Here is a 22,676-nt window from a genome sequence, read left to right on the forward strand (position 1 = left end):
ATTTTGGCCTAAACTGAAAATAAATCATCAACGTTCTAGAGGCAGTCTTGTTAAAATAAGCCTGTCAAAGTAGGAAGAGTCTTGATCATGCAGTTGATGCCCTTATCACAATGTCAGTTACAGTGTGGCCGTTTTAGCTTAGACCTCTCCCAACCCCAAGTGATGGGGATTTTAAATGTCACGCCTGATTCATTTAGTGATGGTGGGCAACATCATCAAAAAGACCAAGCTATTCAACATGCATTGCAGATGATGCAAGATGGTGCCAGCATTATTGATATCGGTGGCGAGTCGACTCGTCCGAATGCTTCAGTAGTTGCATTGGAAGAAGAAATTCGTCGTGTGATTCCTGTGGTTGAAGCATTATCTAAATACGATGTGATCATCTCGATTGATACCAGTCAGCCAGAAGTGATGCGTGCAGCCGTTCAAGCAGGAGCGCATATCTGGAATGATGTGCGTGCATTAACTCGGCCTCAGGCCTTAGAAACGGCTGCTGAATTAAATATCCCAGTGGTGTTGATGCATATGCGCGGTGAACCCACCAATATGAACCAGTTGGATCAATATCAGGATGTGACCGAAGAGGTAATTTACGAGCTACAACAACGCTTAGATCAAGCGATTGCAGTTGGGGTGAGAAAAGAAAATATTATTATCGACCCTGGTTTTGGCTTCGCTAAAAATGCACAGCAAAATTTCCAATTACTGAATGAGTTCTGGAAACTCAATCGCATGGGTTATCCGATCTTATCGGGCCTATCACGTAAACGTTTTATTGGTGAAGCCTTAGATGGTGTGCCTGCACAGGAACGTGCTGTAGGGAGCGTAATGGGGCATCTATTGAGTATTCAGCAGGGAGCAAGTATTGTTCGGGCGCATGATGTTAAAGCCACCAGCGATGCGATTAAAGTCTGGAACAGGATGCAAAATCATTAAGCTTGTATGCGTCAGTAGGGCCCAAGGGCTCTATTGACTTGCTGAATCAGATTAAATATAACAAATGTATAATGAAGATGAGTAATATTAAAAATGGAAAATAAAACAATCACATATAAAAGTTTATGGGTGTTTGCCCTGATTCTGAGTCTTGGTTTCATTGTTTCTGCCGGTGTGATGGGTTATGCGCTTAAACAGTTTAATAGCACTAAAAATTCAATTACAGTCAAAGGCTTAGCTGAAAAGCCGATTCAAGCCGATTCTGCACGTTGGGAAATCAACTTACAAACCAACCACACTTCTGACACGATTCCAGAAGCCTATCAATTACTTGATCAACAAATGAAAGCATTACAGGCCTTCTTTGTTGAACATGGTTTTAAAGCCGCAGATATGCAACTCGGAAATAAACGTTCTGATTCTTATTATGAGGAAGTCGATACAGGTGAAGGGCGTACCAAGCGGGAGTTTAAAGGCTATATTGCCTTGCAGTCTTTGGTGATCAGCAGTCGAGATATCAAGAAAATAGAACAGGCGGCAAAAGATGCTTATTTACTGGATGAAAAAGGCATTTCGATTGAACAAAAACCTGAATATCTGGTGTCGAATTTAGAAGAAATCAAAATGTCCTTGATTGCCAATGCCACCAAAAATGCCTATAGCCGAGCCAATGAGTTTGCCAAAGTTGGTGGGGTAAAGGTCGGGATGATGCGTTCAGCCAGCCAAGGTGCATTTTATATCCTGCCTGAAAGTGGTTCTGACGATGACAGTGATTATGGGGGCGCTTATGACAAAGCCACCATTAATAAAATTGCCCGCGTGGTGGTCACCATCAATTATGCGATTGAATAACGTTTCAGTCTTGAATTAAACCAAGCTCCTTTAAATTAAATAGATCGAAGGAAAGATACATACAAATACCATGTATCTTTCTTTTTTTGCATACAATCTTTGAATATCACCTTCATTTGAAAAGACAAAATAGAATTTAGGAATTTAAGCATGCACCAATCCACAAAAATATTAACACTGAGTTTGCTCAGTTGCATGATCATGGCTTGTAGTAGTCCTGTCAAACACAATGACCAAGTGATGATTGAAACAACGATGCCTGTATCGCCGTCACCGATTACCCAGTCAAATCAAGGCTTGGCTCAGACGCGTAAAATGATTGCACCTGCATCTTATATTGCAGTGATGCCAACGATGGAGAGACCACATTTAGAACAAAATACTGAAAAATACCAAAAAAATGAGGTCAATCCGGTTCATCGCGTGGCGGATCAAGCTGTTTCAACTTTTAGTATTGATGTGGACACGGGCAGTTATACCAATACCCGCCGTTTTTTGAATGATGGTCGTTTGCCACCTGTTGATGCGGTTCGTGCTGAGGAGATGATCAATTACTTTGATTATCAATATCCACAGCCGAATAGCATTCATCCATTTTCAGTTAGTACTGAAATAGTAGATTCGCCTTGGAAGGAAAATGCCAAGCTGATTAAAATTGGTATTCAAGCTAAAGATCTCACTACTAAACAATTACCTCCAGCCAATCTGGTATTTTTGGTGGATGTCTCAGGGAGTATGGATGCGCCTGATAAGTTACCTTTAGTCAAACAAACCCTGCGTTTACTCACCGAGCAATTACGTCCTCAAGACAAAGTCACTATTATTACTTATGCCAGCGGTGAAAAACTGGTTTTAGAGCCTACTTCTGGAAATGAAAAAGACAAGATTTTAGCCGTGATTAACGCTTTGCAGGCAAGTGGGGCAACCGCAGGTGAACAAGCGATTCAACTGGCTTATAAACAAGCTGAAAAAGCTTTGGTAAAAAATGGCATTAACCGAATTCTATTGGCGACAGATGGTGACTTTAATGTAGGCATCACCGACTTCAATACCTTAAAAGGCATGGTTGCTGAGAAACGAAAAAGCGGGATCTCGTTAACGACTTTAGGTTTTGGTACAGGTAACTATAATGAGCAACTGATGGAGCAATTGGCAGATGCTGGGGATGGAAACTATAGCTATATTGATAATAAAAATGAAGCGAAAAAAGTAGTACAGCGTCAGCTTTCCTCGACATTAGCAACCGTTGCTCAGGATGTCAAAATTCAGGTGGAATTTAACCCTGCAACGGTGAAAGAATATCGCCTAGTCGGTTATGAAAATCGGATGCTCAAGCAAGAAGATTTCAATAATGATAAAGTTGATGCCGGCGATATTGGGGCAGGCCATAATGTCACAGCAATTTATGAAATCATTCCAGTTGGTCAGCAAGGTTGGCTCAATGATTCACGTTATCAGGAATCTTCGAAAACAGATACAGCAAAAAAGTCTGAATATGCTTTTGTAAACTTGCGCTATAAATTACCAAACCAAGAAAAAAGTATTTTGCTCAATCAAGCGGTGAAAGCTGAAAGTAAAACTCTTGCACAGGCCAATAACGATACCCGTTTTGCGATCGCAGTGGCTTCCTATGCGCAGCAACTAAAAGGTGGGCAATATAACGGAGCCATGGGCTGGGATCAAATTATTCAGTTGGCACAACAATCTGCCAAGCCTGATCCCTATCAAATGCGTGAGGAGTTTGTCGAACTTGCGAAGATTGCCAAAAGCTTGAGCGCGAAAAAAGATTAAACATTGTTTTAAAAAGCGGTTAGAAAAAACCGCTTTTTTTATGACTTAATATCGTGATTTTGGCTAAATTATGTTATAAGCATGGCGTTTTATTGGCATATTATTTTTTATGTTTGAAAATTTACTCCTCCCCATGTTTGACGATGAATATTATCCTGATATTCTCGTTGCCGAAGTGAAACAGCATATCCAGCAGTTTTCAAAAAAGGTCAGTCGTACCGATCTGTCTGAAACGGAAATCTATCGTTATGCACATCAGACCATGATTGAAATTAACGAAATGAAGCCGCAGTTTGAAGATTTGGAATCAAGCTTGGATGACACCGCCGCAGATTATATTGCTGAAGCGATGATGATGGTGGTGCAAGATGTCGGCTACCTAGATGTTGAAATGGAAGAATTGATTGCCAATCGAGAGTGGTAAATTTCACTCTCGTTGGTTTTTATAATAACAACAATTAATTCGCAGCTGCTCCATGCCAAAGTTTTGGTAACACAATTTGCCCTGAAATCCATGCTTCAATTTTGGGCTGTTGTATTTTTTGATAATACAGACTTTCGCTATTGATCAATAAGCCTAGCGTATCTCCCTCATTGAGCTGTCCATACACACTCGGTAATTCGATGCTTGGTGTTTTGCTGTTCTGAGCCGTTAAACCCAATCGAATCTGATCATAGCTTGCTTTCTTGGCTGGATTAAATGGGGCCGTTTGATCATTTAAAACGGTATATTTTCCTGTGATCTTTGATTTAATTGCCATTGAGATAAACAAGGTCGCATCTGCATATTCATGGGTGGTTTCCATATTTAAACTCAGTAGCGCTGAACCTGTGATTGAGGTGGGTTGCAGAGCAGTATGGATCGGGATAAAAACGGCTTGGGTCGCAGTCGGTGCGATCCATGTTTTTTTCAGATCGTAGCTGGTTACAGGTTTAAGATCGGCAAAATGATTGACAGGGCTTTGATCGACACATAATTCAGGTAATGATTCGGCTGGTGGTTGATCTTTTAGCTTCTGGTTAAACCAAGTCAAAATGGTTTTTTGTAGATTGTACTGCTGTTGATTGCTACAGCGAACCGATTTGCCAATATACCAAAAAGGGGTACTGCCTAAGGGAGAGTGCTGAGTAAAGGGCTGTAAATGGCCGCCTTGTACCCCAATCAAATGCACTTCATGTTGTGCCTGTTGGATACATTGAGCTGCTTTAATTCCTTCATTAAAAGGGAAGAGCACATCTCTGAAGCCTTGAATAATTAAGGCATCTGCCTGAGGGGCTTGATTGTGACTGCAAAACCAGCTGGCTTGATGGGTGTTGAGAAAATCATAAGTCGATTGCTTTAATTGACCTTGCTGCGTATCCAGATAGGCCTGTTTCAATTCAGGATCAAATTTATTCCAATTCCACCAGTCGCCTATTAGATTGAGGAAAGCAATCCAGTTACTTTTAGGCACGCCATTGGGGGCGAGGCTATGCACAATGTCATACCACGTGGTAATCGGTACAATCGCCTGTAAGCGTGGATCTAAAGCTGAAGCTAGATACTGCACCCCGCCCGCATAAGATTCACCAATCATACCGGTACGGACGCCGTTTTGATTTTTGGTTAGTTGTGGCAGGTTCTTTTCTGCCCAGTTCATCAGCGTGATGACATCTTGTGCTTCTTTTTCTGGATCAGTCAGGCGAATTTTACCCTGACTGCCTCCATGTCCACGCTGGTCATAGCTAATCACCCAATAACCATTCTGCCAAGCGGTTTTTGCCACTTGCCCTGTTGGCAAAAGAAAGCCATATAAACTGAGTTCAGGTCGTTTCATTCGAGACAGACCAAAGCCATGCGTATGTAAAAGTAATGGAGCTGTTTGACTGGATGCTAAATGAGGTTGATACACGGTAAACGCGAGTACCGTGCCATCAGCTGCAGTGGTTTTGGCTTGATAATAGCGCTGCTTGAGTTCTGTGGTTTTAAGCGTTATTGAATTGGGCTGTGTCGTCGCATGTACACAACCCTGTAACACCAATACCAGACTACAGCAAAGCCATAAAACGTAAGAACGCATCGATTATTTCATCCTTGAACAAATCTTTGAGATGTCACGCAGAGCGTTAGGATAGTGTACTTGAGCCGATCAATAGATACTATCACGGATCGGAGGTGTTACCTGACCGATCCGTTTGCATATTTATTGTGGGCGTGGTCGGTTTCGATAGGCATAAAGAAACAGACCGAAACACAGCAACATTAAACCTATGATCAGATGTAAACTGAGAGGCTCATGATTGAACAAAAAGCCCCAACAGGTGGCAAACACAGGCGTCAGAATGGTGATCAGCATCACTGTAGTTGGGTTGAGTTTTTGAATTAAATGAAAGTAAAAAATCATGGCCAGCACAGAAGAAAATAAGGCGCTATACAGCAGGGCCAAACTGGTTTGCAGACTCGGGAACTGGGTTGGTGCCTCAGCGAGAAAAAAAGGTAATAAACACAGATAGCCAAACCATGAAACCAGAGTTGAGCCTGTGGTTTGAATGATTGGATGAATTTCTGCGCCAACTTTGGCAACGCTAAACATTGAAAGTACATAGAGTAGAACCGCAATGATTTCATATAACACCCCAACTGAATCCAGCTGAATATGATCAGCACCTATACCGAGTGTCAGAGACAAGCCAAAAATTGCTAGTGTGAGTCCGTACCATTGACGTTTTAAAAAACGTTCGCGCTTTAGAATAAAGACAGCAATCAAACCTGACCAGAGTGGCGCCGTACCATAAATAATCGAAATCATACCCGATGAAACACGGGTTGCACCCATATAACAAAAAGTCATAGAACCAAATAAACCAACTGCACCTGCGCCATAACTGATCAAGGCCTGAGGGGTCAGAATAAGTTTTTGTCGGAAATAAAACAGGCAAATTAATGCCAATGGAATGGCGATACTAAATCGGAAAAACAGTCCCCAAGCCCAATGAATTTCGTGCACAGTCAAAACCGCGGCCAAAGGCGTGAATGACCAGATCAGCACGACTGCAATAAATTGACCGACTGTAGCAAGGCGAGGGGAAACGAGGGCCACAGCCGGTTGTATCTGTGTGCTGGATATAAAATTCTTTTCGGGTAACTGGCTCATGTTGAGGTTCCTGTTATAACAACGGTAGATGGGGTTAAAAAATTTAGGCAACAAAAAAGGTCGCTGTTGAGGCGACCTTGGGATTCAAATGATGCTTTTTTAATGGGGCATCGGATGAAGTTGTACAAAGTCTCCTCGCATAAAAATGCAGACACGTCGCCATGCTGCATGGGCAGAAATAGCATGCGAAATCAGGATGACGGGTGCGAAAGACACTTTGTTGCTGAACATATCAACATTCTTAAATTAGCTTTAGATTTTTATAGCATAGGCTTTGGGTGAAAAATAGTCGTTTTCTCAAATAAAGATAAAAATATAAGCAAAGTAAATAAACAATTGGGCATTGCTAAAATTGCAGATTTTTCCATAATGTTGCCATCAAATTCTGAAAGATGTTTGCTCTTGTCTGCCTTTGAAATTTTTGCGGTAGTGATTAGTCTGATTGGTGTGACCTTGACCATTCGACGCAATATGTGGTGCTGGTGGTTTAACTTTTTGGCGTGTAGTTTGTATGCCTATTTTTTCTTTACCATCAAGTTATATGGTGAAACGATCCTGCAATTTTTCTTTATTGCGATGAATCTTTATGGATTCTATTACTGGCTTAAAGGCAAACGTCAAGACCATGATATTCGGATTGAACCGATTGCCAAGACCACTGTATTGGCGCAAATGTGCTTGGCGCTGATTTTTGGTCTGTTGTTTGGCTTGATTCTTAAACACTTTACCGATGCTGCTGTACCGATGTTAGATTCACAATTGGTGGCATTTAGTTTACTTGCTACCTACTGGACCAGTCGTAAGCATATTGCCACTTGGATTCTCTGGATTTTTGTCAACATTATCTATGTCGGTATGTTTATTTACAAAGAGGTTTTCCTGACCGCGGGACTCTATGCGGCTTTTGTTGGATTGGCAGCCTATGGTTGGTGGCAATGGCAACAGGTCAAACAAAAACAAAAGTTTCAGCTATAAATAACAAGGGCAGCTGAGCTGCCCTTGTTATTGTGGATAAAGATTATTTCGTCGTTGCCTGATAGGTCTGTACGGCTTGACGGCCTAAGGCTGGATCATCGGTAAATACACCATCGACCCCCGCTTTAAAATAAAGCTGCATTTCTTTGATGGACCCTGTGCTGCAACGCTCAGCTGCTTTAGCGACATCAGCACTGCATTTCAGCGTATCGGGTAGGAAGTTGTTTTCTGGACGGAAGGTATAAGGGTGTACTTTTAAATTGACTTTATGCGCATCCGCAATAAACGAAGTGGTCTGTGTCATTGCTGCATCTTTAAAGACATAGACTTTCCATGGACCGACACCATTGGCATAGCTTGAAACATCTTTGAGGCCCTGTGCCGTTGCCAGATCCGCATAGGTTTTAGGATTATTTTGCACAACATAATCTGCTGGTCTTGCTTCTGGCGCATCATAGAGCTGAATCAATTGTGCATGCTTCACACTCTTGTGTAAGTCGAGTTGGCTTTTTAAATATTTTAAATTTCCAACTTCAAAAGACTGTAAATAAATAGGTGCAATATCTCGGCTGTATTGATACTTGGATAAGGTTTTCAGTAAAGCATCTTCCATCGCCAAATTCTGTTGCTGAAAGTAGGTTGGATGTTTGGTTTCAATATACAGACCGATGATTTTTCCAGTTTTTTTATAATGTGCTTCTGCCAGTTCAATGATTTGTTCTAAGGTTGGAATAGCATAGAGATCATTATATTTCTGATTGTCTGGTCGGAATTGCGGAATACGTTCACGGGCTTTGAGTTGCTGTAACTCTTTTAAAGTGAAGTCTTCAGTAAACCAACCTTCTAAAGTGACCCCATCAATGACTTTGGTTTTTTTACGGTCTGCAAATTGCGGTAGGGTGGACACATTGGTAGTCCCACCAATTTCATTTTCATGGCGAGCGACCAAGACACCATCTTTGGTTGAAACCAAGTCGGGTTCAATAAAATCAGCGCCGTCATCTATGGCTTTTTGATAAGAGGCGAGAGTATGTTCTGGTCGAAGTGCACTGGCACCACGATGTCCGATCACTAAAATTTTTGGTAGTTGATATTCAGGTTGAGTGGTCTTACTTTGATTATTATTGTCATCATTACAGCCAGCAAGACTGATCAGGCAGAGACAAAGCGCAGCTTTTTTAAACATGAATAAACTCATCAGTTTTTATTTAAGCGGCTAGTTTGCAAGCGAAAGTTATCAAATCAATGACAGTTGCATGATGCTTTTATGAAATTATCAAGAATTTTAAAATGTCTGTGTAATGTATAGCAAACATCCAGTTGCACGATAGTTCGCAACTGGATGTCTAATCATGATGTTAGGATTTATGCTTCCAATACGGCCAATTGATCTCAGGGATAAACTGATAGTCTTTATCTTGCCAATAAGACTGTTCAAGCGATGATTTATCTTTCAGTCCCATAATGTGCATTAAATTGTTATCAAGTTCGGCAGTATTGATGGTTCTGTCTTTGTTGACACCAGTGGCGAGCATTTTATCCGACCACATAATCACAGGAACTTGATAGCCTGCTTTGGTATTGGGACTATGTCCAGCGTAGTCAATCTCGTGTCCCACTTCATTGCCGTGATCCGATACAACTGTGAATGATCTAAAGTCTGGTACGGCATCGGCTCTCAGCGTATCCAAAAATTGTGCTAGCAGAGAATCTTCATATAACACGGCATTATCATAATCATTACGTAAGGAACGAATCCAAGGGTCAATATCCCGACCTTTAAGTTCGACTTCGACTTGATCATTACTGGTGCTGGTAAATTTATTGAAGGCGGCAGAATAGCGCTCTTTATAATTCGGGTGTGCACCAATCAGATGAAGAATAATTAACTTCTTGGGATCAGGATCTGCAAGTGCTTGCTGATAATCAGGCAATAAGCTTTCATCTAAAGAGGTACTACTCCGTCCAGAGCGGGTGTTTTTATAAACCGCTTTATCGGCATAGGAACCAAATAAAGAAGACAGATAAGTATCATCTTGGTTACTGAGCCAATAAATTTTATATCCTGCAGCACGTGCGTAAGCCAGCACACTCTCAGGCGAATATTTATCATGTTCAGAAGCCGGACTTTCGGTCAACAAGACCCGTAATGCATTAATGGTCGATGGTGAGGGTGAGAAGGCATTACAGAATACTTTGATGTCAGCCAGTCGTTTGGCTAATTCAGGTGTGGTATCGCGTGCATAACCACACACCCCTAGATTCAAACTGGTTAGGCTTTCAGAAAGTACCAGTACATGGGTTTGTTTGCCTACTGCTTGTTGGGTCAGTGCGAGATTTTGTTTAGCACTGACATCCCATTGCTGATGGACATCTTTATGTTGCTTAATTCTATTTTGGAAATCTTCAATTTTAGTCTCAAACTCAGTCCAAAAAATAATGGGGTGGACTTTTCGTGAAGGTTTCATCAAATAGCTGGTCACGGTCAGTAACATCAATAAAATAATACAACTGCGATAAATGCGACTGTGCCAGAGTTGACTAAAATGGGCAGGCTTAACCAGTTTAAATACAGAAAAACTATAGATAGCCAACACACTGAGTAAAGCAAAAATTACTGCAGCAATCGTGACCAGATGCAGTTGTAAGAATCCCCAAATTTCTTGATGATTGGTATTGGCTATCGCTTCAATAACAAAATAGGCTTCATTATCACTATTAAATAAAAACCAGGTACTTGAACGTAGCAAGGCGTCTAACCAAGCAATAAACCACCAAGCAATGGTCAGGATATACCAATATGTTTTTTGGCGCGTAATTGCCAAATAAATAAACAAAACACCAGGTAGAGATAAAAAGCCAAGCCTTAAACCATCAGATAAATTACCTGCGACAATGAGCAAGCCACCTGTAATGAATGCAGGCAGCAAAATCAGCAGCAGAATATTCAAGTTTTTTAAGCTGGCCTTCATATATGCCTAGTACTGTGAGGGAGAAAAGTTAAGCGGCTAATATCGGTTTAACGGGGGAGTGTGTCAATTCTAAATTAAGAAGTATTTGATTGCACAGTAAATTAAATTAATTAGCACAGCTAAACTGTTAAATTGGTGCAAAGATCGTGCATGAAGTTATGTAGAAGTATCTAAAATCCATTATTTCTCCTCAATTTCTGCTTTTTGAAATGATATGTTAATAGGGATGGTGTTTGCCTGAAAGCTCGGTAATGATCATAGTTTGAACGTACTCGTATTCTCTCTATCTTTTTGAAAAATTGACTGTTTCTAGAATGGAATAAACAGCCATGTTATCTAAGTTTTTTATTCATCGCCCGATCTTTGCTGGTGTACTGGCAATCATCGTCATGGCTGTGGGTCTCTTTTCAATTCTAAAGTTACCGGTGGAGCGTTATCCCGATATTGCGCCACCACGAATTACTGTTGCGGCAAATTATAGTGGTGCAGATGCACAAGCGGTTGAAGACAGTGTTACCCAGGTCTTAGAACAACAAATTAAAGGCATTGATCATCTGCTGTATTTCAACTCCAGCAGTGATGCCAGTGGTAATAGCCGAATCAGTCTGTTCTTTGATCAAGGTACAGATCCAGATCAAGCACAAGTTCAGGTACAAAATGCGATTAATGGCGCGATTAACCGCCTACCCGAAGATGTACAACGACAAGGCGTTAATGTTCGCAAGTCGCTGAGTGATTCATTTATGGTGATCGGTCTGGGAGATAAATCAGGGCGTTCAACCAATTTAGATATTTCAGATTATTTAACCAATAACTTTGAGTTAAATCTCAGTCGAATCGAAGGGATTGGCGAGGTCAGTGTATTCGGATCGCAATATGCCATGCGTATTTGGCTCGATCCACAACGCTTAGAACGTTATCAATTACAAGTCAGTGAAGTGCGCACTGCCTTGGAAAACCAGAATGCACAGGTAGCAGCAGGTGCGATTGGGGATTTACCTGCCGCTCAAGATCAATATTTAAATGCCAAAGTCACATCGGGTTCTTTATTACGAACACCAGAACAGTTTGAAAATATCATTGTCAAAGCCAATACAGATGGTAGCTTTGTTTACTTAAAAGATGTCGCTCGTGTCGAAGTCGGTGCTGAAAACTATCAGGTGTTTAACCGTCTAAATGGTTATCCTGCATCGGGGCTTTCACTGTCCTTGACGGTCGGGGCCAATGTGATGCAAGTTGCTGATGCAGTGTATAAGGAAGTGGCACGCTTAGAAAAAGCGCTTCCTGAAGGCTATTTTGTGGTCTATCCACGCGATGATACGCCTTTCGTAAAAGAATCCATGTCGCAAGTGGTATCAACCCTGATCGAAGCAATTGGGCTGGTGGTCTTGGTGATGTTTATCTTCCTGCAAAACTGGCGGGCTACTTTAATTCCAGCGGTTACCGTGCCAGTGGTAATTCTCGGAACTTTCGCCGTTTTAGCGGTTTTAGGGATGAGCATCAATACCCTGACTTTGTTTGCGATGGTGTTGGCGATTGGTTTGTTGGTCGATGACGCGATTGTGGTGGTGGAAAACGTTGAGCGACTGATGCATGAACAGCAACTCAGTGCCAAGCAAGCCTCAATTCAGTCCATGCATGAGATCAGTGGTGCCTTGGTCGGGATTACTTTGGTACTGACCGCCGTATTTATTCCAATGTCTTTCTTTAGTGGTGCAACAGGGATTATTTACCGTCAGTTCTCGATTACGCTTGTGGTCGCGATGGGACTTTCATTGCTGGTGGCTTTGATCCTAACCCCAGCCTTATGTGCGATTTTATTAAAGCCTCAGCAGAAACAGGCGCGTTGGGCGATCAAGTTCAATCAGGGTTTGGACTATATTAAAACGCGTTATCTCAATGTTTCACAAAAGGTCATCAACTTAAAAACCATTTCTCTATTGGGTATTGTACTGCTGATTGGTAGTTTTATTTGGGTTTATCGTGATCTGCCAACCAGCTTCTTACCTCAAGAAGATCAAGGCTTGTTAGGGGTTCAATTCCGTTTACCGGAAGGAACACCGATGAGCAAGACCGAAGAGGTTGGGAAACAAATTTCAGATTATTTCCTTGAACATGAAAAGGCCAATCTGAATGGGGTCATGGTGATTCATGGGCGTAACTTTTCAGGAACAGGACAAAATTTGGGTCAGGCCTTTGTATCGCTTAAACATTGGAATGATCGCAAAGGTGCAGAAAATAGCGCACAGCAAATTCGTGCGCGTGCAATGAAGTATTTCTCCCAAAATAATCAAGCCCGCATTATGGTACTGATGCCTTCGGTGATTCGTGGGCTTGGGAACTCTGACAAAATGGAGTTTTGGCTACAGGACACCAAAGGCTTGGGTCGAGAAAGTTTATTGAACTCTTTCCGAAGTTTGCAGCAACAAGGGAATGCACTGCCTTCGGTCGAAAACCTTGATAAAAAAGGCAATGATGATCAGGCCGTATTGAATATCAAGATTGATCATAAAGCTGCGATGATTCATGGTCTCAATGTCAGTGAAATTAACCGCACACTCTCGACAGCGTGGAGTGGTAGCTATATCAATGACTTTATTGATCGTGGGCGTATTAAACGGGTCTATTTACAGGGTGATGCACCGTATCGTTCTAAGCCGGAAGACCTGAATTACTGGTATGTTAAAAATGCCAATGGGCAGATGGTACCCTTCTCGCAATTTAGTCAGATTACGTGGCAAGGCGCACCACCGATGTTAGAACGTTTTATGGGCTATCCTGCGATCAGTTTGGAAGCAGATGCAGCCAATGGCTTTAGTAGCGGGCAGGGGATGAAGGCCATTCGTGGTCTGGTGGATCAAATGCCTGATGTCGGTTTGGAATGGAGTGGATTGTCTTATCAAGAACAGGAATCCAGTAATCAGGCAATCTGGTTATATCTGGTGTCTGTAGCCTTTATTTTCCTCTGTCTTGCAGCGCTGTATGAAAGCTGGTCGATTCCTTCAGTGGTCATGGCCGCGATTCCACTTGGGATTGGAGGAACCATTCTATTTAGTTATTGGTTTGGTTTCGCCAATGATATCTACTTCCAGATTGCGCTGCTGACCACCATTGGCCTGTCTTGTAAGAATGCGATTTTGATGGTTGAGTTCGCAGCAAGTTTACAGCAGCAAGGCCGGACTGCACTGGAGGCTGCATTACAGGCTGCGGGTCTTCGCCTCAGACCAATTTTAATGACTTCAATTGCCTTTGGTGCAGGCGTGATTCCATTGATGTTCTCCAGTGGTGCGGGCGCATTGAGCCGACAAGCGATTGGCTATAGTGTATTTGGTGGAGTTGTATTTGGTACGATTTTGGTGCTGATCTTTATTCCATTTATGTATGTACTGGTCAGAACTTTGTTTAAACCTAAAGATAAGGTTGAGTTGGCTAAATAAGAGCACTATAAATTAGTGGCAGACATGAATAATTCGTTCCTCTAATAAAGGTTCGAATTGTTCATTTTTGTTGTCTAAGTTGAGAATATAAAAAAATATTTGTAGTATTGCCGTGCCGTATAAGCGGCCTAATGAGGTTTGATTCCCTAAATGGACACGCAGAGTTGTAGTTTATTTCAAATTACACATTTTTATATTAATCAAAATCTGAATGAAGTTTTCTATTCGATCGTAAAATAATACGCTGCGTTTAGTCCTTCATTGCAGATACTTTGTAGTGAAGAGGCGAATATGAGCTACAACAACTTTTTATATTTATTAAGCGACGCACTTAAAAATAATCATATTGAACTTGCACTTGCATCAGTTGAAACATTTCAAGCAGTCGATATTGCAGATGTATTGACACAGCTCTCGGCTGAACAAAGTCAATTGCTGCTGACGCATTTACCTGATCGTGCTTATGTATTTTCCTATCTTCCACCCAATGAACAAGTCAAACTGGCCCAAGCCATGCCCAGAAATATTCTGGCAGAGATTATTGGGGAAATGTCATCGGATAAACGCGCTGACGTATTCAAATGTTTGGATGAAGAACAACAAAATGCGCTATTACCAGCCCTAGCACAGGCGGAGAGAGAAGATATCCGTCAACTGTCATCCTATTTAGAGGGCACGGCAGGGGCAATCATGAGCTCCGAATATGCGACTTTAAAACCGAATATGATGGTTAATGATGCAATTAAAATGCTACGTCTCGAAGCGCCTGATACCGAAATGATTTATTTCGCTTATGTGTTGGATGAAGCACGTAAAATTTTAGGGGTTGTATCTTTAAAGCAATTGATACTTGCGCCTGAAGAGCAAAATATTAATGAGTTGATGGAGACCAATGTCCTCACTGCTTATGTGGATACCGACCAAGATGAAGTCGCAAAAACCATTGCCCGTTATGATTTATTAGCACTGCCGATTATCGATCATCAACAGATGATGGTCGGGATTGTGACCTATGACGATGCAATGGATGTAGCCAGCGAAGAAGCAACAGAAGACTTCTTAAAAGTCGGTGCGGTCAATGCATCATCTAAACTCAGTATTAAGTCGGCACCCATTTTGCAACTTTATCAGAAGCGTGTTTTTTGGTTGGTTTTCTTGGTGTTTGGTAGCTTGTTGTCAGGGATTGGTATTGCCCACTATGAAGATGTTATTGCGAAAAATCTGGTATTGGTTTTCTTTTTGCCGTTATTGGTGGGAAGTGGAGGCAATGCAGGTTCTCAGTCTTCAACATTGATGGTCCGAGCCTTAGCAACGGGTGATGTGCAATTCAAAGACTGGTTTTATTTACTCGGACGTGAAAGTTTAGTTGCACTGTGCTTAGGTGGCACCATGGCGGTTGCAGTGTCATTACTGGGTTATTTCCGTGGTGATGAAATGGTGGCTTTGGTACTGGCGCTGAGCATGATGGGCATTGTATTGATGGGCTGTTTGATCGGAATGAGCTTGCCGTTTATCTTAAACAAAGCTGGACTTGATCCTGCCAGTGCTTCCGCGCCGTTGGTCACCTCAATTTGTGATGCGACAGGGGTATTGGTGTATTTATTTATCGCCTCGATGATTTTATTCTGAGTCGTAATAATAATTGTACCGACAAAAGTTAAAAACTACTTTATTCTCAAGCATAAACATGGTTTTTAGGTTGAGTGAATGACGGCTCCAACACAACAAAAAAAATTAACTCAGCAGCAAGCGATTGCTGTCGAACGTGATTTAGCAAAGTTTGCCAACACCATGGATAGTTTGGTTCGGATTCCGTTTACCAAACAGGGGGTCGGGGCCGATGCTGCATTGAGTACCATTCCTTTTGCGGGCGATATCGCGGGTTTTGTGTTGACGCTATACGCCTTTAAAAAAGCCAGAGAGGTGGGCGTACCACAACATAAACTCAAGGGAGTGGTCAAACTGGCAATTATGGATATGCTGGTCGGATTTATCCCCATTGTCGGCACGGTATTCGATGTCTTTATTCGTCCAAGTCGAAGAACTTTGGAAATCGTACATGCGCATATTCGTGAGGAGTATCAGGTGCACAGTGATATTCATGTGGTACACCCATTCTTACATGAATCACTGGAACAAAAGCAGAAGACTTCAGCTTTCTGGCGTAATCCAGTTGTCAGCTGGATTTGGTTACGTATCCCAGATTTGTTGGGAATTGCAGTCCTTATCTTATTGGTTGTCGCGGTCTGGGCCGGTTTCAGTTATCTGTGGCAGTTTTATCAATCTTTCCAAGCGCACTAGATTTTTAAGTAAAAATAAAGCCTCCGTGATGGAGGCTTTATTATGTATCTGATACTGATTATTGAACATTTAATTGCTGTAATGCAGCAACACGTTGTTCAATGGTAGGGTGAGTTTGGAATAAAGCAGCTAAGCTAAAGCCTTGTTCCTTACCTTCCGCAATAGCAAATGCTTTCATTTCTTTTGGCATTTGATCTGGCATTTCTGATTCTGCTTGTAAACGAAGTAGAGCAGAGATCATTGCTTGTTTACCTGCTAAACGTGCGCCGGCTTCATCTGCGCGATATTCACGTTGACGAGAGAACCACATCACGATGGCAGAGGCCATAATACCGAATACGATGTCGAGTACGATGGTAATGGCAAAATAAGCAAGGCCTGGTGCTTCACCTTCTTCACGACCAAATACATTACGGTCGATGAAGTCACCTGCAATACGTGCAAAGAACATGACAAAGGCGTTCACTACACCTTGAATCAGCGCAAGGGTTACCATGTCACCGTTTGCAACGTGACCGATTTCGTGCGCGAGTACTGCACGAAGTTCATCTTTGTTCATACGCTCAAGTAAGCCAGTTGAAACAGCTACTAATGCGTCATTTTTATTCCAACCTGTCGCAAATGCATTGGATTGGTAAGAAGGGAAAATACCCACTTCAGGCATGTTAATACCTGCACGTTGAGATAATTGCGCCACTTCTTGTAATAACCAAGCTTCTGCTTGACTACGGGGTGCATTTGGGTCAATTAATTCTGTCCCAGTGGTTTTTTTAGCCATCCACTTCGACATGAACAGGGAAATAATAGAACCCACCATACCAAAGACAAAACAGATGACTAAAAGGTTGCCTAGATTCAAGCCCCCTGCGCCATGGTAACTACCGACACCGAAGAGTGACAAGATAATGCCAGCTACAACCAGTACCGCGAGGTTGGTTAGCAAGAACAAACCAATCCGCATCATTGAGAAAACCCTCTTATAAAGAAAAAGTGATCTGATTTATAAATTATAAATCATAACGCTAATATGCAGGGCGAATTGTAAAAATTCAAGCAAAAAGTGGGCGCAGATACATTTAGCCTATAAAACGATGAATTGGCTATGAAACAGTGACTTAAATGAAATTTTGTCTAAAAAATATCAGGTAAAATCATTCTGTGAGAATCGTTGGCCTGAATTGTCAATCACTGAGGCGTATTCTGGCAGAAGCAGTGGCATTGGTGGTGGTATAGGTACCTGATGGTGCATCGGTAAAGGTACCATCGGCAAGAGTAATAATTTGGCGATTATATTGTTTTGGTGCTGGTGCAACTTCTACAGCTTCGGTGGATGGCGTGGTGTAATTGGCAGATTGTGCAATCACTTGTGTCGCGGCGCTCGATGAAGATGAGCCGATACTTGATGCATATAGATTTTGATAACGGCTAGTGACACGACGCACATAGTCTTGGGTTTCACGAAATGGAGGAATGCCACCATATTTATCGACATTGCCTTCACCTGCGTTATATGCGGCGATTGCAAGTTGCGTATTGCCATTAAACCGTTTAAGTAACCAACTTAAATATTTTGCACCAGCAAAAATGTTTTGTTGTGGGTCATAGGCATTATTCACATTAAAGCGGCGTGCAGTCGCTGGCATCAGTTGCATTAAACCTTGCGCTCCTACTGGAGAGCGGGCATTGATATTAAAGCCAGATTCCGTATGCATGACCGCTTTAATTAATCCCTCAGAGACACCATGTTGCTGTGCCGCTTGGCGAATCAATGGATCAAATGCATTTTTATTACGGCTATAGCTCGGAAGCACTGAAGCCTCACTCGCACCCCAGTTACTATAACTATGGATATTACTGTCTGGATAGTAGGTTGCTTTCACCACTTTTAAATGGCTATATTCTGCTTTCTTCTTATTGGTCAGCAGTGTTGTACCATTGTTGTCTTTAAATTGATAAATCGTCTGCCCAGCATAGCTTGGAGCTACGCCATTAAAAAAACCGATTGTCCCCAAGCAAAGGGTAAAAAAATATGTTGTTTTGTTCATCATTATAATATTCACGAAAGGATGAGCATAAGTTCTTCACAGCAGTGTAACAAAAAAAAGTAAAAAAAGAACTTTCGCTACAATTTTTTTATTTTCGACTGTTAGACAAAAATCAAGTCATTTTGTTCGAATGTTCAGCAAAAAAAATTAAAAAAAATTTTTTAAAAACTAAGTCTTGACTTATCTAAGTCATTGATTTTATTTTTATAAAATCATTGGTTAAAAAATGATCAATCTAATCAGAAGCCTTATTTTAAGATAAAAAGAGTTTGTCAATAGCGAAGAAATCCACAAATTTATCCACAGCTTTTGTGGAAAACTGTGGAAAAGTTTGAAATATAAGCAATCCAGGCGAATCTGAATTTTTTTGATCAGAATTTTACCAGTATGAAACTCAAATATGACGATTGGAAGAAATTGAAAAATTCTTTAGATGCGCATTTTTTCGGAATGAGATAAAATCTTGCGGGTATTTTTGTTTATGAGTAAATCACGTCTATGTACGCGCCAGTGGAATCCAACCAAGGATTTAATTTCAAGCCAGAACTTCCGACAAGTTCAGCGTATTATCGCCTGTTGAAAAAGCTTCGTCGTCAGGTTGGGCATGCAATTCGTGATTACAACATGATCGAAGACGGTGATAAGGTCATGGTTTGTGTGTCTGGCGGTAAAGACAGCTATACCTTATTGGATATCTTGCTGCAGTTTAAACGGATTGCACCCATCAATTTTGATGTTGTGGCTGTGAATCTGGATCAAAAGCAACCGGGCTTCCCAGAAGATATCTTGCCGCGCTATATGGAAGAGAACAATATTCCATATTACATTCTTGAAAAAGATACTTATACCATTACCAAGCGCTTAACACCTGAAGGCAAGACCTACTGTGCAGTATGCTCTCGTTTACGCCGTGGTTCGCTGTATGGTTTCGCTCAAGAAATTGGTGCAACCAAGGTTGCATTAGGTCATCACCGTGATGACATCATGGCAACATTCTTCTTGAACTTGTTCCATGGTGGTAGTTTGAAGGCGATGCCGCCAAAATTACTTTCATCGGATAAAAAGAATATTCTGATTCGTCCTTTGGCTTATGTCGAAGAGAAAGACATTATCAAATATGCGGATTTACGCCAGTTCCCGATTATTCCGTGTAACTTGTGTGGCTCACAAGAGAACTTACAACGCGCCATTATCAATGACATGTTGCGTGAATGGGATAAACAGCATCCAAAACGTTTACACAGTATTTTTGGTGCCTTACAGAATGTGTCTCCATCACAATTGGCCGACCGTGAGCTATTCGATTTTGAAGCGTTGGATGCTCAACGAGAGTTTGATATGAAAGACCCAGAAGAGTTGAAAAATCGCTTAGATGTGGTCAATCTCAGTTTTGCAGCTGAGTAAAGTGTAAAAATTTTTGAAAAGGTACTTGTTAAGTACCTTTTTTTTATCAAAATTTTAAAAATTGAATCACGCGTACAAAAAATCATAGCCTAAAATAAAAATTACATGCTATAACAGGGCACGAGCAAATTGCTTCATGAGATGTCGTCTGGATAGATGGCACAAGAAATTGAACAAATACATTTGAGGAATAATCATGGCTGCATTTTTAACTGATGATTGGTTTGCAACTGTTGAAAAACTTACTGCTGAAGCAGGTGATTTAAACTTGCCACCAGCGCTTGCGAATTTAGCGATTAACTTGGTTGTAACAGATGCAGCTGGTAATACAGAGTTGGCTTTAGATGCGGGTAAAATCCAAAAGGGTTTATCTTCAAATGCTAAAACAACTTTGAACATGGATGCTGAAACTTTACGTAAAGTATTCTTGGAATTTGATATGGCTGCTGCGATGCAAGCATTCATGACTGGTAAAATCAAAGTTCAAGGCGATATGTCTCAACTTATGGCTTTACAAACAGCGAAGCCAAGCCAAGAGCAAAAAGATTTATTCAAGAAAGTACTTGAGCTTACTGCTTAAGTCTTCCTGAATAAAAAAAGCTTACCCAGAGGTAAGCTTTTTTTATATCTATTCAGTTATACATCAATACGGCTATTGGTCTTGAGATGTTCTAAATAGGTACGAATACGTGTCACATATTGTACGGCTTGTTTATAGCGACCATTTCGTGCTTGATTACGCTGTAAATAGTCATATAAATTGACCCACTGATTCGGATCTTTGCCTTGGGCACGAATACGTTTCTGAATCTGGCTGACTGCACCAGGACCCATATTGTATGCAACCAAAGCATACCAGTTACGGTCTGGATAAGGTACATTGCCAAATTGATCTAACATCAGATCAAAGTACTTTGCACCACCTTGAATACTTTGCAGTGGATCTGAACGATTGCTTACGCCCATCGCTTTGGCTGTACTGTTGGTCAACATCATTAAACCACGTACACCAGTGGGAGATACTGAGCTGGGTTTAAGATAAGACTCTTGATAGCCAATTGCTGCGAGTAAGTGCCAATCTAAATTGTATTTAGATGCGCTTTGTTTAAAGCTTGCCTTATAAATCGGTAAGCGTTGTTTCAAATCTCTTTGAATCGTAGACCAAGACTCTGGTTTAACCACATTGCGGTTATAGAATGAGGCCAATTGCTGGGTTGTACCCGATTGCTTACTTTGACAGATAAAACCACTCGCCGTGAGGGTGAGGGGATCATCAGCTTGCTTAAACACCCAGTTTAACTGAGGATTTAAACCATTTTTACTTAAGCTTGCTTGATCGCCACAACTTGCTGAAAATGAAACCAATTGTTTATTTTCAATCGCAGCCAGATTGGCTGTGGTCATCGCGATATTCGCTTTACCTTGAGCAACCCATTTCAATGCCGTGGCATTGTCAGGAACGGTTTTGAAATCAAGCTTTACATTTAAGCTTTGTGCGTAATTACGCACTAAGTCATAACCAAAACCATGTTGGAATTGACCGTCTTTAAAGACCGTGGTTGGACTTTCAACTGCAACGACAGTTAAAACATTGGTATTCACAACCGTATTGTATTGATGTGATTTTTCAGCATTCAAGCTATTGAAAGGAAGAATTGCAGCTCCTAACGCTAAAGCTTGAAAAGGTCGTTTGGAAGATAAAGAGTTAAGGCTAGGCCTCGACCCAGAACTTGAATTACTGTGCATGTTGTCTCCGCTACAGGTAATTTATGCCCAAAAAGTTCAGCAAAACACTGCCTTAACTTTTAAAAGTTGATAAATTCAATAAGGGTGGGCAAGTCATGAACGTCATTCAGTAATGACATTGAGTTAAAGGGAAAGATGGTACAAATGTTTCACAACATTTACAAAGTGTATAAAAAATAAACAAAAACAAACTTAGGGGCGCATATTAAGCGGCAAAACCAAGAATGTCAAATTTTGCACAATAAAAAATTGAGAGTTACATCACAAACCTATGATTTGGAAAAGAATAAAATTTATACACTTTAGTCGTGGCGAAATAAGGCATACAATGCAAAAACTTGTAAATGGACTGTTGTATTAACGTATTTGGGCTTATGAAATCGAATTTAATTACGCGTACAGGGCATGACCTTTTGGTTGCTGAGCTAAAAAAGCTTTGGCATGACGAACGTCCTGAAATAACTAAAAAAGTAAACTGGGCGGCAAGCCTTGGGGATCGTTCGGAAAATGCTGACTATCAATACAATAAACAAATACTTAGGAAGATAGATCGTCGAGTTCGCTATTTAGGAAAACGTTTAGAAGAATTAAAAATTGTCGATTATGTGCCTGAGCAGGAGGGAAAGGTCTACTTTGGTGCTTGGGTGGAAATTGAAAATGATGCAGGGGAGCAAAAAAAATTGCGTCTCGTGGGCATCGACGAAATCTACGATCATCATCCGCAACATATTTCGATTGAGTCACCTATGGCGCGTGCTTTACTGGGGAAACAAGTGGATGATGAGGTTGAAGTGCATACGCCGTTGGGAAAAAAACTGTGGTATATCAACTCAATTCGCTATGAAAAACCTGAAAATGCTTAAAATTACAGGGTGTTGATTTTATTTTGAGCGGTTGATGCATTATTTTGAATAAAAGATTTGCCAAGTTGAACTTTTATTTATATGATAGCCGCCATTGGAAGCGTGGCAGAGCGGTTTAATGCACCGGTCTTGAAAACCGACGAGGGTGTGAGTCCTCCGTGAGTTCGAATCTCACCGCTTCCGCCAAATACGAAAAAGCCCTTATGAAAATAAGGGC

General features: G+C 41.2%; 18 protein-coding genes and 1 tRNA gene. 12 read left to right on the forward strand and 7 right to left on the reverse strand.

What is annotated here, in order from left to right; translation table 11 throughout:
• The first annotated feature begins 87 nt into the window (after positions 1–87).
• The 4 genes from folP to F885_RS00900 all read left to right on the forward strand — a co-directional run bounded on the left by folP (position 88) and on the right by F885_RS00900 (position 4,006).
• On the forward strand, positions 88–939 hold the full coding sequence (gene folP, locus F885_RS00915) for a dihydropteroate synthase (RefSeq protein ID WP_005322797.1): 852 nt from the start codon (positions 88–90) through the stop codon (positions 937–939).
• 93 nt (positions 940–1,032) lie between these two features.
• Entirely contained in the window at positions 1,033–1,791 is a 759-nt protein-coding gene (locus tag F885_RS00910; protein ID WP_004801588.1) for an SIMPL domain-containing protein, read from the forward strand.
• 150 nt (positions 1,792–1,941) lie between these two features.
• A complete protein-coding gene (locus F885_RS00905) occupies positions 1,942–3,582 on the forward strand; it encodes a vWA domain-containing protein (RefSeq protein ID WP_005322801.1) in 1,641 nt (546 codons plus the stop codon).
• Positions 3,583–3,691: 109 nt separating this feature from the next.
• On the forward strand, positions 3,692–4,006 hold the full coding sequence (locus F885_RS00900) for a DUF5713 family protein (protein ID WP_004801585.1): 315 nt from the start codon (positions 3,692–3,694) through the stop codon (positions 4,004–4,006).
• A 34-nt stretch (positions 4,007–4,040) separates the two neighbouring features.
• On the opposite strand, the gene F885_RS00895 is transcribed toward F885_RS00900, so the two are convergent.
• Both F885_RS00895 and F885_RS00890 read right to left on the reverse strand, forming a co-directional pair.
• Positions 4,041–5,642 (reverse strand): CocE/NonD family hydrolase, encoded by a 1,602-nt coding sequence (locus F885_RS00895; RefSeq protein ID WP_005322803.1) that lies wholly within the window; start codon positions 5,640–5,642, stop codon positions 4,041–4,043.
• Between the two features lie 123 nt (positions 5,643–5,765).
• Complete coding sequence (locus F885_RS00890; RefSeq protein WP_005322805.1) at positions 5,766–6,716, reverse strand: DMT family transporter; 951 nt, start codon at positions 6,714–6,716, stop codon at positions 5,766–5,768.
• Positions 6,717–7,118: 402 nt separating this feature from the next.
• Between F885_RS00890 and pnuC the strand changes: the two genes are divergently transcribed.
• Positions 7,119–7,691: a nicotinamide riboside transporter PnuC gene (gene pnuC, locus F885_RS00885; RefSeq protein WP_171068238.1), complete on the forward strand. Its 573-nt coding sequence runs from the start codon at positions 7,119–7,121 to the stop codon at positions 7,689–7,691.
• A gap of 43 nt (positions 7,692–7,734) precedes the next feature.
• On the opposite strand, the gene F885_RS00880 is transcribed toward pnuC, so the two are convergent.
• Both F885_RS00880 and F885_RS00875 read right to left on the reverse strand, forming a co-directional pair.
• On the reverse strand, positions 7,735–8,877 hold the full coding sequence (locus F885_RS00880) for a glycerophosphodiester phosphodiesterase (protein WP_005322809.1): 1,143 nt from the start codon (positions 8,875–8,877) through the stop codon (positions 7,735–7,737).
• 172 nt (positions 8,878–9,049) lie between these two features.
• Entirely contained in the window at positions 9,050–10,663 is a 1,614-nt protein-coding gene (locus tag F885_RS00875) for a phosphoethanolamine transferase (RefSeq protein ID WP_005322811.1), read from the reverse strand.
• Positions 10,664–10,992: 329 nt separating this feature from the next.
• Here F885_RS00875 and F885_RS00870 point away from each other — a divergent pair, with 329 nt between their 5' ends.
• The 3 genes from F885_RS00870 to F885_RS00860 all read left to right on the forward strand — a co-directional run bounded on the left by F885_RS00870 (position 10,993) and on the right by F885_RS00860 (position 16,401).
• A complete protein-coding gene (locus F885_RS00870; RefSeq protein ID WP_005322813.1) occupies positions 10,993–14,100 on the forward strand; it encodes an efflux RND transporter permease subunit in 3,108 nt (1,035 codons plus the stop codon).
• A gap of 291 nt (positions 14,101–14,391) precedes the next feature.
• Positions 14,392–15,729 (forward strand): magnesium transporter, encoded by a 1,338-nt coding sequence (mgtE, locus tag F885_RS00865; protein WP_005322815.1) that lies wholly within the window; start codon positions 14,392–14,394, stop codon positions 15,727–15,729.
• A gap of 78 nt (positions 15,730–15,807) precedes the next feature.
• Positions 15,808–16,401, forward strand: a complete 594-nt coding sequence (locus tag F885_RS00860) for a DUF4112 domain-containing protein (RefSeq protein WP_005322817.1) — start codon at positions 15,808–15,810, stop codon at positions 16,399–16,401.
• A 58-nt stretch (positions 16,402–16,459) separates the two neighbouring features.
• On the opposite strand, the gene htpX is transcribed toward F885_RS00860, so the two are convergent.
• A complete protein-coding gene (gene htpX, locus F885_RS00855; protein ID WP_004801567.1) occupies positions 16,460–17,365 on the reverse strand; it encodes a protease HtpX in 906 nt (301 codons plus the stop codon).
• Positions 17,366–17,582: 217 nt separating this feature from the next.
• The gene (locus tag F885_RS00850; protein WP_171061104.1) at positions 17,583–18,446 is read right to left on the reverse strand and encodes a lytic transglycosylase domain-containing protein; all 864 of its coding nucleotides are present in this window, start codon (positions 18,444–18,446) and stop codon (positions 17,583–17,585) included.
• Positions 18,447–18,944: 498 nt separating this feature from the next.
• Between F885_RS00850 and ttcA the strand changes: the two genes are divergently transcribed.
• On the forward strand, positions 18,945–19,850 hold the full coding sequence (gene ttcA / locus F885_RS00845) for a tRNA 2-thiocytidine(32) synthetase TtcA (protein ID WP_004801563.1): 906 nt from the start codon (positions 18,945–18,947) through the stop codon (positions 19,848–19,850).
• 196 nt (positions 19,851–20,046) lie between these two features.
• Complete coding sequence (locus F885_RS00840; RefSeq protein ID WP_004801562.1) at positions 20,047–20,430, forward strand: SCP2 sterol-binding domain-containing protein; 384 nt, start codon at positions 20,047–20,049, stop codon at positions 20,428–20,430.
• Between the two features lie 56 nt (positions 20,431–20,486).
• Here the strand turns inward: F885_RS00840 and F885_RS00835 are convergent, their stop codons facing one another.
• Positions 20,487–21,596: an MltF family protein gene (locus tag F885_RS00835; RefSeq protein ID WP_005202024.1), complete on the reverse strand. Its 1,110-nt coding sequence runs from the start codon at positions 21,594–21,596 to the stop codon at positions 20,487–20,489.
• 374 nt (positions 21,597–21,970) lie between these two features.
• On the opposite strand from F885_RS00835, the gene greB reads away from it, so the two are divergent.
• Together greB and F885_RS00825 are read left to right on the forward strand one after the other, a co-directional pair.
• A complete protein-coding gene (greB, locus tag F885_RS00830; RefSeq protein WP_005322820.1) occupies positions 21,971–22,459 on the forward strand; it encodes a transcription elongation factor GreB in 489 nt (162 codons plus the stop codon).
• A 96-nt stretch (positions 22,460–22,555) separates the two neighbouring features.
• Positions 22,556–22,645 (forward strand) — tRNA-Ser (locus tag F885_RS00825).
• Positions 22,646–22,676: the final 31 nt, after the last annotated feature.

This window comes from Acinetobacter higginsii, assembly GCF_000369845.1.
Classification (GTDB): domain Bacteria; phylum Pseudomonadota; class Gammaproteobacteria; order Pseudomonadales; family Moraxellaceae; genus Acinetobacter; species Acinetobacter higginsii.

Bases quoted from the DNA above. Each gene is read 5' to 3' on its own strand.
- ttcA (WP_004801563.1), top strand. From the start codon at position 18,945: ATGTACGCGCCAGTGGAATCCAACCAAGGATTTAATTTCAAGCCAGAA.
- greB (WP_005322820.1), top strand. From the start codon at position 21,971: ATGAAATCGAATTTAATTACGCGTACAGGGCATGACCTTTTGGTTGCT.
- htpX (WP_004801567.1), bottom strand. From the start codon at position 17,365: ATGATGCGGATTGGTTTGTTCTTGCTAACCAACCTCGCGGTACTGGTT.
- F885_RS00900 (WP_004801585.1), top strand. From the start codon at position 3,692: ATGTTTGAAAATTTACTCCTCCCCATGTTTGACGATGAATATTATCCT.
- folP (WP_005322797.1), top strand. From the start codon at position 88: ATGCAGTTGATGCCCTTATCACAATGTCAGTTACAGTGTGGCCGTTTT.
- F885_RS00835 (WP_005202024.1), bottom strand. From the start codon at position 21,596: ATGCACAGTAATTCAAGTTCTGGGTCGAGGCCTAGCCTTAACTCTTTA.
- F885_RS00870 (WP_005322813.1), top strand. From the start codon at position 10,993: ATGTTATCTAAGTTTTTTATTCATCGCCCGATCTTTGCTGGTGTACTG.
- F885_RS00905 (WP_005322801.1), top strand. From the start codon at position 1,942: ATGCACCAATCCACAAAAATATTAACACTGAGTTTGCTCAGTTGCATG.
- F885_RS00850 (WP_171061104.1), bottom strand. From the start codon at position 18,446: ATGAACAAAACAACATATTTTTTTACCCTTTGCTTGGGGACAATCGGT.
- mgtE (WP_005322815.1), top strand. From the start codon at position 14,392: ATGAGCTACAACAACTTTTTATATTTATTAAGCGACGCACTTAAAAAT.
- F885_RS00890 (WP_005322805.1), bottom strand. From the start codon at position 6,716: ATGAGCCAGTTACCCGAAAAGAATTTTATATCCAGCACACAGATACAA.
- F885_RS00895 (WP_005322803.1), bottom strand. From the start codon at position 5,642: ATGCGTTCTTACGTTTTATGGCTTTGCTGTAGTCTGGTATTGGTGTTA.
- F885_RS00860 (WP_005322817.1), top strand. From the start codon at position 15,808: ATGACGGCTCCAACACAACAAAAAAAATTAACTCAGCAGCAAGCGATT.
- F885_RS00840 (WP_004801562.1), top strand. From the start codon at position 20,047: ATGGCTGCATTTTTAACTGATGATTGGTTTGCAACTGTTGAAAAACTT.
- F885_RS00910 (WP_004801588.1), top strand. From the start codon at position 1,033: ATGGAAAATAAAACAATCACATATAAAAGTTTATGGGTGTTTGCCCTG.
- F885_RS00875 (WP_005322811.1), bottom strand. From the start codon at position 10,663: ATGAAGGCCAGCTTAAAAAACTTGAATATTCTGCTGCTGATTTTGCTG.
- F885_RS00880 (WP_005322809.1), bottom strand. From the start codon at position 8,877: ATGTTTAAAAAAGCTGCGCTTTGTCTCTGCCTGATCAGTCTTGCTGGC.